Origin of the sequence: Wolbachia endosymbiont of Anurida maritima, assembly GCF_042182995.1 — a bacterium.
GTDB lineage: Bacteria > Pseudomonadota > Alphaproteobacteria > Rickettsiales > Anaplasmataceae > Wolbachia.
In genome coordinates, this window is sequence record NZ_CP102058.1 from 1,226,344 (window position 1) to 1,241,946 (window position 15,603).

Genomic DNA, 15,603 nt, shown 5'->3' on the forward strand with positions numbered 1-15,603 from the left:
GGTGGCGGAAAAGTCAGGAATGTCTTTTACAAATAAGGACAGCACTAATAGACCTCTTTCAAAATTGGCAAAGAGCAAAAATTAGTATAAAATCATACATTTAAAAGTATGAGATATGAACAAAACAAGGAATTAGATAATGAAGAATTTCGGCGGCTGACAGGAGTAAAAAGGTCAACATTTAATAAAATGGTAGAAATTATAGATGAAGAAGATAGACGAAAAAAAGCAAGGAGTGGGGGCAAAAGCAAGCTCTGTATAGAAGACAGGCTATTTATGGCATTGGAATATTTGCGAGAATATCGGACATATTTCCACATTGGTCGAAGTTATGGTATGAGCGAAAGTACGACCTATAAAATAATAAAGTGGATTGAAGATACATTGGTAAAACATCCAGATTTTGCGTTGCCAGGACGAAAAGAACTTCTAAAAAGCGATATGGAATATAGTGATCTATGCAACAGAAACTCCTGTGGAAAGACCCAAAAAAAGCAAAAACGATTTTATTCAGGAAAAAAGAAAAAGCACAGTATAAAAACACAAATAATTGCAGAAAAGAAAAGCAAAAAGATCATTTGCACATCTTTCTCAAATGGATGATTTTCGGCTTTTTAAGGAATCAAAAGTGGCAATATTACCGAAAATTAAGGTCTTAGCTGATGCTGGCTATAGAGGAATGCAGAAAATTCACGCAAATGTTGAATTGCCGAACAGGAAGACGAAAAAGAAGCCACTAACTAAGGAAGAAAATCAAGAGCTTGCAAGTCAAAGAGTTGTGGTTGAGAATGTTATAGGTTTGCTGAAAAGATTCAAAATTATCACAGATCGATATCGAAATAGACGAAAACGTTTCGGGTTGAGGTTCAATTTGATAGCAGACTTTGAGCTGTCTATATGAGTTTCGAAAGAGGTCTATTAAGTAATCCTTACCTTTTAATCTGCAGATTGGCGAAAGCAAATACAATAGCTTCAATTTCATGATAAGGAGGCTGGCGGAGTTTATCAAGTAAGTTTTTCGTTTCTGCGGGCTACTTGAATAACGCCACATAAATTAATAAATAGGAAAATTACTACAAATCCTTTCAACTTTAGTTTTCACCGTTCTTTCAATATCAGGGCTATTTCCGCTGATTAATCCTTGAATTACTTCATTTATTAGACCAGCTATCTCTTTAAAATTTTCTGCCTCAAGTCCGCGTGTTGTCTCAGCAGCGGTGCCAAAACGGAGCCCTGAAGTGATGGTCGGCTTTGCTGTATCAAATGGTACAGAGTTTTTATTACAGGTAATACCGGCTCTCTCAAGGCTATCTACAACGTCTTTTCCAGTTAATTTCTGCGATCTTAAGTCAACTAGCACTATATGAGAGTCAGTGCCACCGGTTATAATGTCAAGTCCATGCTTTTGCAATTCTTGAGTCAGCACTTTCGCATTTTCCACGACTTTCTTGCTATAAGTCTTAAACTCTGGTGCTAATGCTTCTTTAAATGCAACAGCTTTTGCAGCTATCACATGCATAAGTGGCCCGCCCTGCAATCCTGGAAAAACTGCGGATTGAATTTTTTTGTGTAATGCTTCATCATTGGTCATAACTATTCCACCACGAGGACCACGCAAAGTTTTGTGAGTCGTGGAAGTCATAACATGTGCATATTCAGCAGGGGATGGATATTCGCCCGCTGCAATAAGCCCTGCATAGTGAGCAATGTCTGCAAGCAAATAAGCACCAACTTTATCTGCAATCTCGCGAAAGCGTTTGAAGTCCATTTTTCTTGGATAAGCAGAAGCACCAGCTATGATCAATTTCGGTTTATGCTCCAGCGCCAGCTTTTCTATCTCATCCATATTGAGCAGATAAGTGTCTTTATTTACTGTATATTGAATCGACTTAAACCATTTACCAGAAAGGCTTGGCGCCGCACCGTGAGTTAGATGCCCACCGCAATTAAGCGATAATCCAAGTATTGTATCGCCTGGAGTAAGTAATGATGCAAAAACTGCTTGATTTGCCTGAGAACCAGAGTGAGGCTGAACATTTGCAAATTTTACACCAAACAACTTACAAAGTCTCTCTATAGCCAGACTTTCAATTTTGTCCACATGCTCACAACCACAGTAATATCTTTTACCTGGATAACCTTCTGCGTATTTATTAGTCAGAAAAGAGCCTTGTGCCTCCATTACCGCTTTGCTTGCAAAATTTTCTGATGCAATTAATTGCAATTGTGATTTTTGGCGTTGTAATTCTTTTTCTATAAACTGATAAACCTCGTTATCAAAAGACTTTAAACTATTTTTAGAGCCGCAGATTTTTTTTAAAACACTCATCATAGATCAAACCTCGCTTTAATTTTAAGATGCACAAGCAATTTTAAGACCACTTACCCTGCTTTTTTAACCATAAGAGCCCAAAAACAGCTATCAGCAAACATACAGGAATAATAGATGTTGCTTTTATCAGCAACTCAGCACTNNACACAGGATTTCCTTGTATTACTGTTCCATCCCAACACAAACCTATTATTTTTGCGATCCCAGTGTGAAAAAAATAGCCAAAAACCATGACTATCATATTTGACACAGCTGTAGCCAAGCCTACCAAGTTATTATTCACATAACTTAGTGCTTTATAAATTGTAACTACTTGATATCCAGATGCAAAACCAATAACAAAAAGCGTAGGTAATACAACATACAAGCCACCAATCTGAGTAAAAAGTAATAGAAAACCGGCGATCATTGCAAATGAACAGGTAATTATTACTTCATAATGTTTATTTTTATACTTTTCCAATAAATAAGCCAAAGAGAATGATCCTATTAACATTCCTATCAATATTACGGAAGAGAGAGAAGATGCTAAGTCTTCATTCATTTCATATACTTCAAAAAAGAATGCCTTTGCCCAACCATCCGCAAAACCTTGCATTGGACCGACCATGAGTCCACCAAAAAAGCTAATTAGAATAATATGCTTGTTGAGAAGTATGTTTTTTAAGTCTCTAATGCTAACTTTTTCCTGCTGAGCATTGCTTTCAGGCGTTATTAAGAACAGCAACAGAGCAAGTAAACATCCGAATGCTGAGAAGGTATAGATAACATAATTCCAGCCAAATTTATCGAGCAAGAAGTCTAAAGGCAATCCGCCACATATCCCCCCCAAAATTCCTATAATTATGGATAAACTAGCCATTCTTGCTGATTTTTCTTGCGCAAAATACATGCTTGCAACTTTAAAAAGCCCAATTGCTGAAGCGGATGACCCAATTCCAACGACTATTCTGCCAAGTATTGAATAATACCACTCATCAAAGCATATAAGTGGTAATGTTCCGGTAAATGTTAAGATAATACAAATAGGCAAAACAAATTTTGGCCCAAATCTGTCAAGAGCAAGACCAATAGGTATGTGAGCCAGCGTATAGCCTACATAGTATAATCCACCAAACTGGCCAACATCTGCAATACTTATGTTAAATTTTGTTATCAATTCAGGCGCAATTATGTTTGGAATTACGCGTAATATATATTGGTATGCATAAAACAGTGACGCCAACAACCATATTAAAAAATTCCTCTGTAACACTAAACTTACCTAAAATCTTTAATTATAGATACTTTAGTTATAAAAAACAAAATAAATATTTATTTCGATCTATCGAAATTTAATATAGATAACTAGCGTAAGCAACTATATATATTAACTAAATCTTCCAGATTCTAGATTGGGATGGCAGAGGGTAATGTAAAAAATCTACTTTACTTTTGCAATTTTTAAAAGAGACCTTTTATTTTACTTACAATTTTTTCTACCATATTTATAACTGGCTCATGAATAAGGTATATGAAAAAAATTATACCGCAAATGATAAGTATATTTATTATTTTACCTTTATTCATCTTTATCTTAAGCTTCACTTTTGTTACAAGATCCATTTTATTTATGTTTTTATTTCATGCTGACAATTATATCTAAAATACCATAATTTTCAGTAAAATTTGACTTCAGAAGTACCCTGTTAACTCAATATTAACCTTTCTACATGTAAAATAGTTAATATAACATCAAGGTAGGCTGATGAACATAAGCACGATAGATAATACGCTGCAAAATTACATAACAAAATACATTGAACAAACATTCGCTACACATGTGTCAGGCAATAGATATGATAAATTGTATAGGGAACTTCTAAGTGGCATAGAAGAGATAATAAAACTCACTATAAACGAAACAAAGCATTATGACAAAAGTTTGGAAAATCTATATAACGATTCAAGATTTAATAAGAAATTTATTCAAGCTGTTGCTAAACTCCAGGTGTCAGAATTTCTGAATACTCATCCAAAGAAGAAAGAGATCGTTGTAGAATTTAACGATGAGCATCACATCAACGAAAGCGATTCAAAAGTTTTAGAGGAAGGAAAAGATTTAGTAAATAAAATAAATAATATTAACCTACTTCAACGAAGTAAAAAAAATGAGGAATTCAATATTAGAAAGACACTTGCTCAATCAATAAAAATGCCTTCCATAGAAAAACACAAGCTAGAGCATTTAAGATAACATTGGTGAAGTATGGCAAAATAGACAGCTTATGGGTAGTCTATTTCATCTTAACTCCTGGCACGCTTTAGTAATACTATCACATCCAATTTCTAATTGTTCCTGAGAGGTTGCATAAGAAATTCTGATAAAATTTTCTAGACCAAATGCAATTCCTGGAACCACAGCAACTAAATGGTCTTCCAGTAAGTATTCAGTAAAATCTAAATCATTATTTATTATTTTGCCACTCTTTGTTCTCTTACTAAGCAAACCTTCACATGAAACGAATAAATAAAATGCGCCCTGTGGGATAGTTACTGATAATCCCGGAGCAGAATTTAGTTTTTCTACCATAAAATCTCTACGACTCTTAAAAATCTCCGTTCTTTCTTTCAAAAAGCTATGATCACCGTTTAATGCTTCAACTGCTGCTGCTTGTGCTATTGAATTTGGGTTAGAAGTGCTTTGAGATTGTAATGTAGAGATAGCTTTTATAACATCACTTCTACCTGCAACATAACCTATTCTCCAGCCTGTCATTGCATAAGCTTTTGATACTCCATTTACCACAAAAACCCTGTCATAGAGCTTTGGCTCAACTTGAGCGATGGTAAAAAACTTTTCGCCGTATATTATATGCTCATAAATATCATCTGTGACGATATTTACATGTGGATGCGCAAGTAATACCTCTGATATGCTTTTCAATTCATCATACGTGTACACCGCACCTACAGGGTTATTTGGTGAATTCAGAATTAACCACTTAGTCTTTTTTGTTATCTTACTTTTCAACAATTCTGGTGTTAGTTTAAAATTTTGTTTGCACTCAGCGACAACTGATACGCCGCCAAAAAGGTTAACCATGTCAATATACGAAACCCAGTATGGAGCTGGAATAATCACCTCATCTCCAGAGTTAATTGTCGCCATAAATAAATTAAACAACACCTGTTTAGCACCGGTGCCAACACAAATCTGGTTTGCTGTATACTCGAGATTATTATCTCTTTTTAACTTATTAATTATTGCATCTTTCAGTTCACGCGTTCCATCAACAGCAGTGTATTTAGTCTTGCCATCATTTATTGCTTGAATAGCCGCTTTTTTTATGTGATCTGGAGTGTCAAAATCTGGTTCCCCTGCAGCTAAAACACAGATNNTTTTTTTCCTTCACTTTTTAATTTATTTGCCTTATCGGTTACAGCAATTGTAGGCGAAGGTTTTATTAAGGACATTCTTTCTGCTAGATCTGACATAATCTTGTTTAAGCTAAATTTAAATGATAAACCCTGTACAACAAAAAAGCTAGGAATTTTGTGTATTGTATTAGTAGCTTTTTACCAGGTTTACCAACGCAGCAATATTTTCAACTGGAGTATCAGGGAGTACTCCATGTCCGAGATTAAATATGAAGGGTAAATCTCTAAAGCAATCTATTATACGTTTCGCCTCTTTTATTGCTTCCATTTTATTATAGGATAAAAGATTAGGAGCAAGATTTCCTTGTAGAGGGATTTTTAGATTCGCCTTTGCCCATTCTATTGGAACATTATAATCTATACTTAATGCAGATACACCTGTTTGTTCGCAGTAATCCTTATAAAGATTTCCAGCAGACCTTGGAAAACCTATTATTGGAAAATCATGAAACTTAGCCCTTATTGCTGAAACAATTTTTTTTGTTGGCTCTATAACATATTCTTTGAACAATGGCTCTGACAAGGCACCAGCATTACTATCAAATAACTGAATTATATCTGCACCAGACTCTATCTGTTTTATCAAGTAAATAATCGTTGCTTCTGTAATTTTTTCAATTATTTTCTTCAGATCAGGTAGACGAAAATTTAACACTTTAGAAAAGTTTTTACTGCTTCCACCTTCTATAATGTAGGAGGCTACTGTCCATGGTCCGCCAGCAAATCCTATAAGAGACTTTTCTTTGGGCAGTTGACCTCTGACTTTTTTTATAGCATTTAGAATCGGCAAGGTTTTAGTTTCAATTTCTCGCTCTTGCAAGTTTTTTAATTCTTCGGAACTTTCTATAGGTTTTATTCTTGGTCCAACACCACGTATAAAGTTTACGTCACAACCTAAAACATCAGCTATTATTAAAATGTCTGAAAAAATTATCGCCGCATCCATGTCAAATCTTTTTATTGGCTGCAATGTTAGTTCTACTATTAGATCTGTATTATAGCACATCTCTATGAAATCTTTCATGTTTTCTACTGCTTTGCGGTATTCAGGAAGGGACCTACCAGCCTGACGCATTAGCCAAATAGGTATTTTTTTTGTCCGGCCTACATTCTTTAATAATTTTAACTATCACCATTTCACTACTTTCCAACCTATTTAATCTATTCTTTTATATATTCAAAGTATAGTAGTAATAATAGTCCTATCAACAACTTGTTACTAACTTAAAATTCAGTAAAAATTGACGTTATTTAATTTGTGGATAAATATGTTGATAACTTCTATATACTATTGATTTTCTGTTATAATTTATGTGTATAAGTAAGATGTTTAGAGTGTTAGTAATTTTCTTTTATGAAAAACACTTTACCATCATGGATTGTTACACAACTATGTATATGTCATTGAAAAAGTTGTTGATCAATTGTTGGTATTTTATATCAACAATTGATTCACAAATTAATTTGACATTATTCACATGCTTATTAAACATTTAATAACAGTTTTCTTGATAAATCTGATCTGAAAATGTTTTTGCCATTACAGGGAATAAGTTGAGTAAAAAAAGAACCTTAGTAGAAAAAATAGTATACAAAATTTTTCTCTTCCTTTTCAAAAAAGCTTCTGTGTTGGAAAAGTGTGCGACTGAGGCATTAATGAAAAATCTGCCAGACCTTAATATATTTAATGGTCTATTAAAATTCCGTGATTGTGGTATAATGGATATAATGACTCCACGTACAGAGATATACGCAGTAAACATTGAGTCAAGCGAGCGTGAAATAATAAAGAAGATAAAAAACACTTGCCACACTAAAATACCAATTTATAGAAATAACTTTGATAACGTAATAGGCTTTTTTTATGTAAAAGATGTTATTTTTAATAGGGATAAAAATTTTAATCTGAGAAATATTATACAAAGCGTAATATTTGTTCCGCCCTCGATGAAGACAACTAATCTTTTTATTAGAATGAAATCTTCTAAATCATGCTTAGCTATCGTATTGGATGAATATGGTGGAACTGATGGTTTAATTTCAATGACCGATCTTATAGAGGAGCTAATACCAAACGTTGATAGTGAGAACGAAATAAATTCAGAATATACCATTACTGAATTGTCTCAAAACAAGTTTGAAGTGTCAGCAAGGGCTCTTATAAAAGATATAGAAGAGGATCTAAAAATAGAATTACGTGACCCTGAAGAAGACTATGTTACACTTGGTGGTTTGATTCTTTCGATTGCTGGTAAAGTGCCTTCTGTAGATGAAGTCATTAAATATAAAAATGGTATGAAGTTTATCATCAAAGATGCAAATGAGCGCTACATTAATAAAATAGTACTAGATTTAAATGATTATAAAAATTAGATTTAGTATCCCTTATCGGGGAATGCCTTGAAACGAAGAAAAAGTTGTAATAACCAAATATGCAACTCAAGTTATAATTAAACCTATCTCCAGCAAATTATTTTTGCAAGTACAATGCAGTTCAGTGTTATAGTACTCTAATAATAAAGAGGTCATATAGATATTAATATCTTTTGTATTTAAATTAGTGTCATTTTTTTTGATTAATTTGTCTACTAATGATTTGCTTATTGGTTTGTGTTCATTTAGAATTTTTATAGTTAATAGCATTTTATCTTCTGTTTGACTCAGTAAAATAGACACTAGTTCAACTTCCGCTACTGCACTGGCTATAGTTAGCACCATATTAGAAATTATCTTATTTATCTTTTCAATTAAATCTTCCTTACCTTTTGTAGAGTATGCATCTATTTTCCACGTGAGCTTTACTTTTTTTTTAATAAATAATTTTCGATATTAGATTTGGTCTGATCAAAGCTGTAATTATCCACTGAAGAAGAATATGCCTGCTTCATAACTTTATGTTTATATATTAAATCATCAGAGCTTTCTTTAAGCAGTGACAATGCCTCCTTCTGCGTATCAGCATCGTTCTTATCTATTACTTCAAGCTCTTCTAAGCCAAACATTATTCCATTCATAGAGTTAGCAAAGTCATGAAGCAGCCGTCCTGATAGCAGCTCCATTAGTAACAGTATGTTTTTGATGTTTTTGTTCATTGGATAGTTATAAATGATTTAAGTTACCCTATATTGGTAAGCATATAATAGTCAATTAAGAGAAAGTTTCGTTGCACTTTTTGTGTTAAAGCATTAATGTAGTATTAATAATTATAAAATTTTTGAAAAAGTTATGAACACTTATGCTAAATCAGGAATAGATCTTGAACTATATAATAAGTTAATAAAAGAAGTCAAGCCTATTGCTCAAGAGACTACTAGAGAAGAAGTAATCAGCGAAATAGGTTCATTCTCTGCATTGTTTGATTTTGCTGCACTAAGTAAGAAGTATGACCATCCAGTGCTCGTTTCCTCAACTGATGGAGTAGGTACGAAACTGTTGATAGCTCAAGAAGTGAATAGGCATGATACTATAGGTATAGATTTAGTTGCAATGTGTGTAAATGACTTACTTGCACAAGGAGCAACGCCTTTGTTTTTCCTTGATTACTTTGCAACAGGCGTTTTGACCAAAGACGTTTTATTATCTGTGGTTAAGGGAATTGCAGAGGGGTGCAAGCAAGCTAAAATAGCATTGATTGGTGGAGAAACTGCGGAAATGCCTGGAATGTATGGCAATAATCACTATGACCTTGCAGGATTTGTAGTTGGTGTAGTTGATAAAAGCAAAATTCTTCCAAAATGTGATGCTATGAAGGAAGGTGACTATATAGTCGGCTTAGAATCAAATGGAATTCACTCAAATGGATTTTCTTTAGTGCGCCATATTTTTAAAGATTTAGGTATAAATTATAATGATTCATCTCCATGGAATAATCAGCCTTGGAAAGAAGTATTGCTCGAACCAACAAAAATATATGTTGATTCTTTGTTGCCTATTATGCCAAAGGTAAAAGGCATTGCACATATAACAGGTGGTGGCTTGATAGATAATATTCCGCGGATTCTTCCAAAAAACTTATTTGCAAACATAGACATTAATTCCTGGAAATGGCCAGATATATTTTTATGGCTAACAAAGGAGGGTAAAATAGAGAAGAAAGAAATGCTAAAAACATTTAATTGTGGTATTGGAATGGTATTGATCGTAAGTCCTGAGAATATGCAAAACGTGAAAAATCATTTCCAAAAACGTGGAGAAAAAATTGAAATTATTGGAAAATTTGATGAGGCATGTAACCCTCCACTTGATAGAGTAGTATTTAGTTAACTTAACTTTACTGACAGTCTTTTTGCAACTTCTAGGTATGCTTCCTTTAAATCTCCTAAATTCAAACGAAAGACATCTTTATCTAGCTTTTTATAAGTATTTTTATCCCATAATCTGCAGTTATCAGGGCTAATTTCATCAGCTAAAACGATTTTAGTACTGTCATTTATTAATCTGCCAAATTCTAACTTGAGGTCAATTAAATATATACTTGCATTTGAAAATAGGTCGACTAAGATTTCGTTGATCTTTAAAGTTGTAGTTTTAACTTCATCCATTTCTTTGCTAGATAGCCAATCAAAATACAGTATGTGATTTTCACTTACCATTGGGTCGGCTAGGTCATCATTTTTGTAAAAAAATTCGATTATAGGAGATGCAAGCCTCTCACCTTCTTTAATATTAAAACGTTTGCAAAAGCTGCCAGCTGCAACATTTCTAACTACCACCTCAAGAGGTATTATCTTGAGTTTTTTGACTAGCTGTTCTCTTTCATTTAGAGTTTTTATAAAGTGCGTGCTAATTCCTGCTTCTTCAAGCTTTTTCATGATAAAAGCACTAACATGATTATTAATTATCCCTTTACCATCGATTATTTCATATTTTTCCTTATTGAATGCTGTAACATCATCTTTAAAGTGCTGTATGACAATTGATAAGTCTTCAGTTTCAATAATGGCTTTCGCTTTACCTTCGTATATCGTTTTATTCAGTGACATGTTTAATTTAACTATATATTATATCAATTTACTATTCTTAGAGTATAGCCCCAAATAACTTAAAATAAACCTTAATGGCATTTAATGTTACAATATTAACCATATTCCCAGAAATGTTCCCCGGGTTTTTGAACTATTCTCTTGCCGGAAAAGCGTTAGAAAAAAAAATATGGAACCTTGAAGTAATAAATATTCGTTCTTTTGCGAAAGATAAACATTCAACTGTGGATGATGTTCCATATGGAGGTGGAGCAGGAATGGTTATGCGTTCTGATGTAGTTGGTGATGCAGTAGATAGTATGCTCTCTGTTCATAAAAACACTAAGTTTATTTACATGACTCCATCTGGAACTAAGTTTAATCAGAATATTGCCAGAGAATTGTTAGAGTTTCCTCATATAACAATATTGTGTGGTCGATTTGAAGGTATTGACCAAAGGATAATTGATGCGTATACTCCTTATGAGTTAAGTATCGGAGATTATATACTTTCAGGAGGTGAGCCAGCTGCGATGGTGGTTCTTGATGCATGCATTAGGCTTCTTCCAGGTGTAGTAAATAATTCCGATAGTATTACTGAAGAAAGTTTTAATTATGGTGGTGGTATGCTTGAATATCCTCAATATACTAGACCTGAGCAGTGGAAAGGATATAAAGTACCTGAGGTTCTGTTATCTGGCAATCATAAAAAAATAAGTGATTGGAGACAGAAGCAGTCTCAAGTTATAACGAAAGAGCGTCGGCCTGAATTATTAAATGGAGAGATAAATGACAAATTTACTTGAAAAGTTCAATAAGCAACAAATGCAAGTGTTAGCTAAAGAAGTACCAGAATTTCGTCCTGGCGATGATCTGAAGATTACTTTCAAGGTAGTTGATGGTGCAAGTGAGCGTATACAGATATTTGAAGGTGTATGTATATCAAAAAGGAACCGCGGGTTACATTCTTCTTTTGCGGTCAGAAAAGTAAGTCATGGAGAAAGTATAGTGTCTCAATTTTTTGTTTATTCTCCTGCACTGGTTTCAGTGCAAGTGACAAGAAAAGGAAAGGTTCGTAGAGCAAAACTGTATTATCTGTGCAAGCTATTTGGAAAGGCTGCAAGGATCAAAGAACGTACTACTTATGTTAAAAAGAAATCTAAGTAGATACAACAGAGAGTGATGTTAATTATGTCATCTCAGAACTCTCTCTTGTCATCCCAGTGCGTGNNACACTGGGATCCAGCATTCATTATTCTCCTTTTGGTTTGTGCTTTCATGGAAAATGTAAAAATTATTTGCAGGTAAAGCCTGCTGGATCCAAGTGTCAGCTACTCGGATGACGAAAAAGGGGAAAGTTTTTTCAAATCCTCGTGTAAAAAAAAGTAAATGAGCATAAAGAAAAAATTCCTTAAATTACTTCAGTCAAGGCGTGTACATGCTCGTATAAAAAGGAAAAATAAAAAGAACAGAGCGTTACGCTTTTGTTCTTTCACGGCACTAGTTATCTCACTTGGCTGTCCTGTGTGCATATTGTTGAGTATATTAGTTAACTCTTACAGTGCCTTAACAGTAACGAAAATTTTATTGCCAGTTGAAATAAATGCTGATCTTACTTTGGCGAGTAATCCTAGTGATTTGCGGTATAAGTCCATTGGCTTACTCAACGATTCTTTACGTAAGGTGTTTAAAGGAACTGATTTTAAAGACAGTGACGAAATTTTAAGTCGTAATTCTTACAAAGAACTAGAAAAATTTTTTCGTAAGAAAGTGAAAGGTAGTGGTGAATATGAGATCTGGTTTACCGCGTCAAGTATAATTAATTCAATAAATAAAGATAAACATTTGAATGATCATTATGCTAAATTACTTGATTGGCTAAAAGAAAAAGGGAGAGTGAAAAAATTTTTTAATAAGTCTTTATTCCTTAAATCTGACTCTCGTGAACCTGAGAATGCAGGGATTTTAGGTGCATTTATCGGCTCATTGATGACAATTATAGTGTGCCTAGCATTAGCATTACCAATAGGAATTATGTCGGGCATCTGTCTTTACGAATTTATGCCTAAAAATAGGCTCATGACCAATATTGTAGAAATTAGCATAAATAATCTTGCTGCAGTGCCTTCAATAATATTTGGTGTAGTAGGCTTAACTCTCTATCTTGGCATATTTGGGCTACCACGCTCTTCACCACTTGTTGGTGGAATGACTCTTTCATTTATGATGTTACCTAATATTATAATTGCAACAAAAAATGCCTTTGCGAATGTTCCTATTACGATAAAAGATGCAGCGTTTGCGCTCGGTGCACCTCACATCAAGGTGATATTAGATCACTCTTTGCCGATTGCATTACCAAGAATAATACATGGTACTGTACTTGCAATTGCAAGGATTTTAGGTGAATCTTCCCCTTTACTTATGATAGGTATGGTAGCATTTATTGCTGATACACCTACATCCTTTTTCGATCCGGCAACTGTTCTGCCTGTACAAATATACATATGGTCAAGTAGTCCTGAAATTGCATTTGTTGAACTTGCTGCTATTGCAATTATAGCTTTATTATTGGTATTATTTGCGTTAAATTTAGTAGCAAATTTTGTAAAAAAGAAATTCGAATTTTTTAATTTTTAGCAATTCATGAAAATCACAGTCCTATCTGGTTATGGCTTAAATTGCGAAAAAGAAACTGCATTTGCATTTATGGAATGCAGCAGAAAACTTGGTATTGGTAATATTGAAGTAAAAATCGTTCACATTAACGATATCATAGATAATCCAGGTGAACTAAAATTAAGCAATATACTTGCAATTCCAGGAGGTTTTTCCTATGGTGATGACACTGGTGCTGGTAATGCATTTGCTTTACGCATTAAAAACAACCTGTTGGATGAATTTCAAGAGTTTTTATCTCAGGACAAGCTGATTATAGGAATATGTAATGGTTGTCAGATATTAGTAAAATTAATTCCAGAGTTCTCTAATCTAGCTTTAATCCATAATAATATAGGCAATTATCAATGCCGTTGGATTAGAGTGAGAGTTAATTCAAAGAGTAATTCTGTTTGGCTACGGGGCCTGAGTGAACTATATCTCCCTATTGCTCATGGAGAAGGCAAGTTTTTTATGGATCAAGATACTTTGAATCAATTAATCGAAAAAAATTGCACAGCATTACGTTATATAGATGATAATAGTAGCTATGCTAATCTGCAATTTCCTCACAATCCAAACGGATCTACATACGATCTGGCAGCTTTATCAGATAAAAGTGGGAGAGTATTGGCTTTAATGCCCCATCCAGAAAGGGGAATATTTTTTACCCAGCAAGATAATTGGCCCCTTGAAAAAGAAAAGAGCAAGCGTTTAGGTGTTGCTGTGCCAAAATATGGTGATGGAATGCTTATATTTGAAAATGCACTGAAGTATTTTTGTTAAAATGTATTGGTAGGGGTTTATGGTCGAAATTATCCTCTGATATTATAAAAACTTCCTTCGCCAGCGCCCTTATCATGAGACTGAAGCTATTTATTTATCTTCTCTGTACAGATTAAATGACAAAAAAAACTCAACGTATTTGGCGTCTTATTTTTAATTTTTTGCACTATGTGCACTCTATGTCTTTATCAAATTTCTAGGTTTTCAAGCTGAAATACGCTATTTAAAACATCAAAAAACGCCGATTTAAAAAATGGATAGTGAATAACTAGCTACCCTAGGGTTTCTTTTGCCTTTTTTTTATTTGGTAAATTTCTTAAATATTTTCTTAAATTTTATAGCTAATCAGTACTGGGATGACACCATCATAAAGTAAACCAGCGTCACGCGCTGGAATGACATTGTAGGGTGTTATCCGAGTCCTTTNTTTCGTCATCCGAGGACCGTATGACGTCATCCAAGTAGCGTGACTACTTGCTGGATTACCAATCCACAGAAATTGGAACATCTGCTGCGTCTGGAATCTCAAAATGCTGTTGTGACATTACGTTCTTTACAGCTCCTTGAAATCCTGCATCTTCAGCATTAGCATGGGTTTTAATAGCATTTATGAAAGTGGAATTTCCTCTAAGTACACTAGCTACATCATCAGCTGTTGGAACAGCTAATCTAGCTAATATATTATTAGCATTGGTACCATCAGTTTTAACAAAACTAGTATCCGCTATGCCTTTAGTGTAAACGTCTGCAGTATTAGCTTTACCTGCTAATGCAGTATCGGCAGCAGTTTTAGTATAAACACCATTATCACCAGCTCCTACTGCTAGTGCTGCTACGAAAGCAGGAAGCTGAAGATTGTCACCAGTAACGTTAACTTTAGTATCTAGAGCTGCAGTATTAGCTTTACCTGCTAATGCAGTATCGGCAGCAGTTTTAGTATAAACACCATTATCACCAGCTCCTACTGCTAGTGCTGCTACGAAAGCAGGAAGCTGAAGATTGTCACCAGTAACGTTAACTTTAGTATCTAGAGCTGCAGTATTAGCTTTACCTGCTAATGCAGTATCGGCAGCAGTTTTAGTATAAACACCATTATCACCAGCTCCTACTGCTAGTGCTGCTACGAAAGCAGGAAGCTGAAGATTGTCACCAGTAACGTTAACTTTAGTATCTAGAGCTGCAGTATTAGCTTTACCTGCTAATGCAGTATCGGCAGCAGTTTTAGTATAAACACCATTATCACCAGCTCCTGCTGTGAGCTTTCTTACTAGAGCATTTATAAAATCACCATCGTCTATGAGATCTTGTTCTGTCTTACCATGCAATTCTTCATTCAACGCCATATCACACTCTCCGTTAATTATAAAAACCATAATGTGCATGAAAATAGTATAAATTCCGTAAATACTAGATTTTGCATAAAATTCCCTTGAGGCTTTTCGCTTC

13 protein-coding genes and 3 pseudogenes are annotated in these 15,603 nt (G+C 34.2%); 8 read left to right on the forward strand and 8 right to left on the reverse strand.

The features are described 5' to 3' along the window. Positions 1-108 precede the first annotated feature (108 nt). Positions 109-901, forward strand: a pseudogene (locus NOX90_RS06575) (IS5 family transposase). Between the two features lie 153 nt (positions 902-1,054). On the opposite strand, the gene glyA reads toward NOX90_RS06575, so the two are convergent. Together glyA and NOX90_RS06585 are read right to left on the reverse strand one after the other, a co-directional pair. Further along, the gene (gene glyA, locus NOX90_RS06580; RefSeq protein WP_375603984.1) at positions 1,055-2,332 is read right to left on the reverse strand and encodes a serine hydroxymethyltransferase; all 1,278 of its coding nucleotides are present in this window, start codon (positions 2,330-2,332) and stop codon (positions 1,055-1,057) included. A 40-nt stretch (positions 2,333-2,372) separates the two neighbouring features. After that, positions 2,373-3,587 carry an MFS transporter gene (locus NOX90_RS06585; RefSeq protein WP_375603985.1) on the reverse strand — a complete coding sequence of 405 codons (1,215 nt, stop codon included), beginning with the start codon at positions 3,585-3,587 and terminating at the stop codon, positions 2,373-2,375. Between the two features lie 492 nt (positions 3,588-4,079). On the opposite strand from NOX90_RS06585, the gene NOX90_RS06590 reads away from it, so the two are divergent. Then, positions 4,080-4,568, forward strand: a complete 489-nt coding sequence (locus tag NOX90_RS06590) for a hypothetical protein (protein WP_375603986.1) — start codon at positions 4,080-4,082, stop codon at positions 4,566-4,568. A 45-nt stretch (positions 4,569-4,613) separates the two neighbouring features. Here the strand turns inward: NOX90_RS06590 and NOX90_RS06595 are convergent. Together NOX90_RS06595 and hemE are read right to left on the reverse strand one after the other, a co-directional pair. Next, positions 4,614-5,809 (reverse strand): annotated as a pseudogene (locus NOX90_RS06595) (pyridoxal phosphate-dependent aminotransferase). A gap of 70 nt (positions 5,810-5,879) precedes the next feature. Next, positions 5,880-6,888: pseudogene (gene hemE / locus NOX90_RS06600) on the reverse strand (uroporphyrinogen decarboxylase). A 418-nt stretch (positions 6,889-7,306) separates the two neighbouring features. Here hemE and NOX90_RS06605 point away from each other — a divergent pair. Further along, positions 7,307-8,125: a transporter associated domain-containing protein gene (locus NOX90_RS06605; protein ID WP_375603987.1), complete on the forward strand. Its 819-nt coding sequence runs from the start codon at positions 7,307-7,309 to the stop codon at positions 8,123-8,125. Positions 8,126-8,191: 66 nt separating this feature from the next. Here the strand turns inward: NOX90_RS06605 and NOX90_RS06610 are convergent, their stop codons facing one another. Together NOX90_RS06610 and NOX90_RS06615 are read right to left on the reverse strand one after the other, a co-directional pair. Next, the gene (locus tag NOX90_RS06610; protein WP_375603988.1) at positions 8,192-8,470 is read right to left on the reverse strand and encodes a hypothetical protein; all 279 of its coding nucleotides are present in this window, start codon (positions 8,468-8,470) and stop codon (positions 8,192-8,194) included. Between the two features lie 80 nt (positions 8,471-8,550). After that, positions 8,551-8,844, reverse strand: coding sequence for a hypothetical protein (locus NOX90_RS06615; protein WP_375603989.1), 294 nt, complete (start codon positions 8,842-8,844; stop codon positions 8,551-8,553). 133 nt (positions 8,845-8,977) lie between these two features. On the opposite strand from NOX90_RS06615, the gene purM reads away from it, so the two are divergent. Further along, positions 8,978-10,015, forward strand: a complete 1,038-nt coding sequence (purM, locus tag NOX90_RS06620; RefSeq protein WP_375603990.1) for a phosphoribosylformylglycinamidine cyclo-ligase — start codon at positions 8,978-8,980, stop codon at positions 10,013-10,015. Here purM and purC read toward each other — a convergent pair. After that, on the reverse strand, positions 10,012-10,734 hold the full coding sequence (purC, locus tag NOX90_RS06625; protein ID WP_375603991.1) for a phosphoribosylaminoimidazolesuccinocarboxamide synthase: 723 nt from the start codon (positions 10,732-10,734) through the stop codon (positions 10,012-10,014). The two genes, purM and purC, sit on opposite strands and share 4 nt — an antisense overlap. Before the next feature lie 74 nt (positions 10,735-10,808). Here purC and trmD point away from each other — a divergent pair, with 74 nt between their 5' ends. The 4 genes from trmD to NOX90_RS06645 all read left to right on the forward strand — a co-directional run bounded on the left by trmD (position 10,809) and on the right by NOX90_RS06645 (position 14,157). Next, positions 10,809-11,519 carry a tRNA (guanosine(37)-N1)-methyltransferase TrmD gene (gene trmD, locus NOX90_RS06630; RefSeq protein WP_250296397.1) on the forward strand — a complete coding sequence of 237 codons (711 nt, stop codon included), beginning with the start codon at positions 10,809-10,811 and terminating at the stop codon, positions 11,517-11,519. Beyond that, positions 11,503-11,880 (forward strand): 50S ribosomal protein L19, encoded by a 378-nt coding sequence (rplS, locus tag NOX90_RS06635; protein WP_375603992.1) that lies wholly within the window; start codon positions 11,503-11,505, stop codon positions 11,878-11,880. The genes trmD and rplS overlap by 17 nt, the downstream gene beginning before the upstream one ends. Positions 11,881-12,102: 222 nt before the next feature. Continuing rightward, positions 12,103-13,353 (forward strand): phosphate ABC transporter permease PstA, encoded by a 1,251-nt coding sequence (gene pstA / locus NOX90_RS06640; protein WP_375603993.1) that lies wholly within the window; start codon positions 12,103-12,105, stop codon positions 13,351-13,353. A 6-nt stretch (positions 13,354-13,359) separates the two neighbouring features. Further along, complete coding sequence (locus NOX90_RS06645; protein ID WP_375603994.1) at positions 13,360-14,157, forward strand: phosphoribosylformylglycinamidine synthase subunit PurQ; 798 nt, start codon at positions 13,360-13,362, stop codon at positions 14,155-14,157. Between the two features lie 482 nt (positions 14,158-14,639). Here the strand turns inward: NOX90_RS06645 and NOX90_RS06650 are convergent, their stop codons facing one another. After that, positions 14,640-15,530, reverse strand: a complete 891-nt coding sequence (locus tag NOX90_RS06650) for a hypothetical protein (RefSeq protein WP_375603995.1) — start codon at positions 15,528-15,530, stop codon at positions 14,640-14,642. Positions 15,531-15,603: the final 73 nt, after the last annotated feature.

What these genes read in the sequence shown, in the direction of transcription:
- purM (WP_375603990.1), top strand. Translation starts at nt 8,978, where the DNA reads ATGAACACTTATGCTAAATCAGGAATAGATCTTGAACTATATAATAAG.
- NOX90_RS06615 (WP_375603989.1), bottom strand. Translation starts at nt 8,844, where the DNA reads ATGAACAAAAACATCAAAAACATACTGTTACTAATGGAGCTGCTATCA.
- purC (WP_375603991.1), bottom strand. Translation starts at nt 10,734, where the DNA reads ATGTCACTGAATAAAACGATATACGAAGGTAAAGCGAAAGCCATTATT.
- NOX90_RS06645 (WP_375603994.1), top strand. Translation starts at nt 13,360, where the DNA reads ATGAAAATCACAGTCCTATCTGGTTATGGCTTAAATTGCGAAAAAGAA.
- glyA (WP_375603984.1), bottom strand. Translation starts at nt 2,332, where the DNA reads ATGATGAGTGTTTTAAAAAAAATCTGCGGCTCTAAAAATAGTTTAAAG.
- trmD (WP_250296397.1), top strand. Translation starts at nt 10,809, where the DNA reads ATGGCATTTAATGTTACAATATTAACCATATTCCCAGAAATGTTCCCC.
- NOX90_RS06590 (WP_375603986.1), top strand. Translation starts at nt 4,080, where the DNA reads ATGAACATAAGCACGATAGATAATACGCTGCAAAATTACATAACAAAA.
- NOX90_RS06610 (WP_375603988.1), bottom strand. Translation starts at nt 8,470, where the DNA reads ATGGTGCTAACTATAGCCAGTGCAGTAGCGGAAGTTGAACTAGTGTCT.
- rplS (WP_375603992.1), top strand. Translation starts at nt 11,503, where the DNA reads ATGACAAATTTACTTGAAAAGTTCAATAAGCAACAAATGCAAGTGTTA.
- pstA (WP_375603993.1), top strand. Translation starts at nt 12,103, where the DNA reads ATGAGCATAAAGAAAAAATTCCTTAAATTACTTCAGTCAAGGCGTGTA.
- NOX90_RS06650 (WP_375603995.1), bottom strand. Translation starts at nt 15,530, where the DNA reads ATGGTTTTTATAATTAACGGAGAGTGTGATATGGCGTTGAATGAAGAA.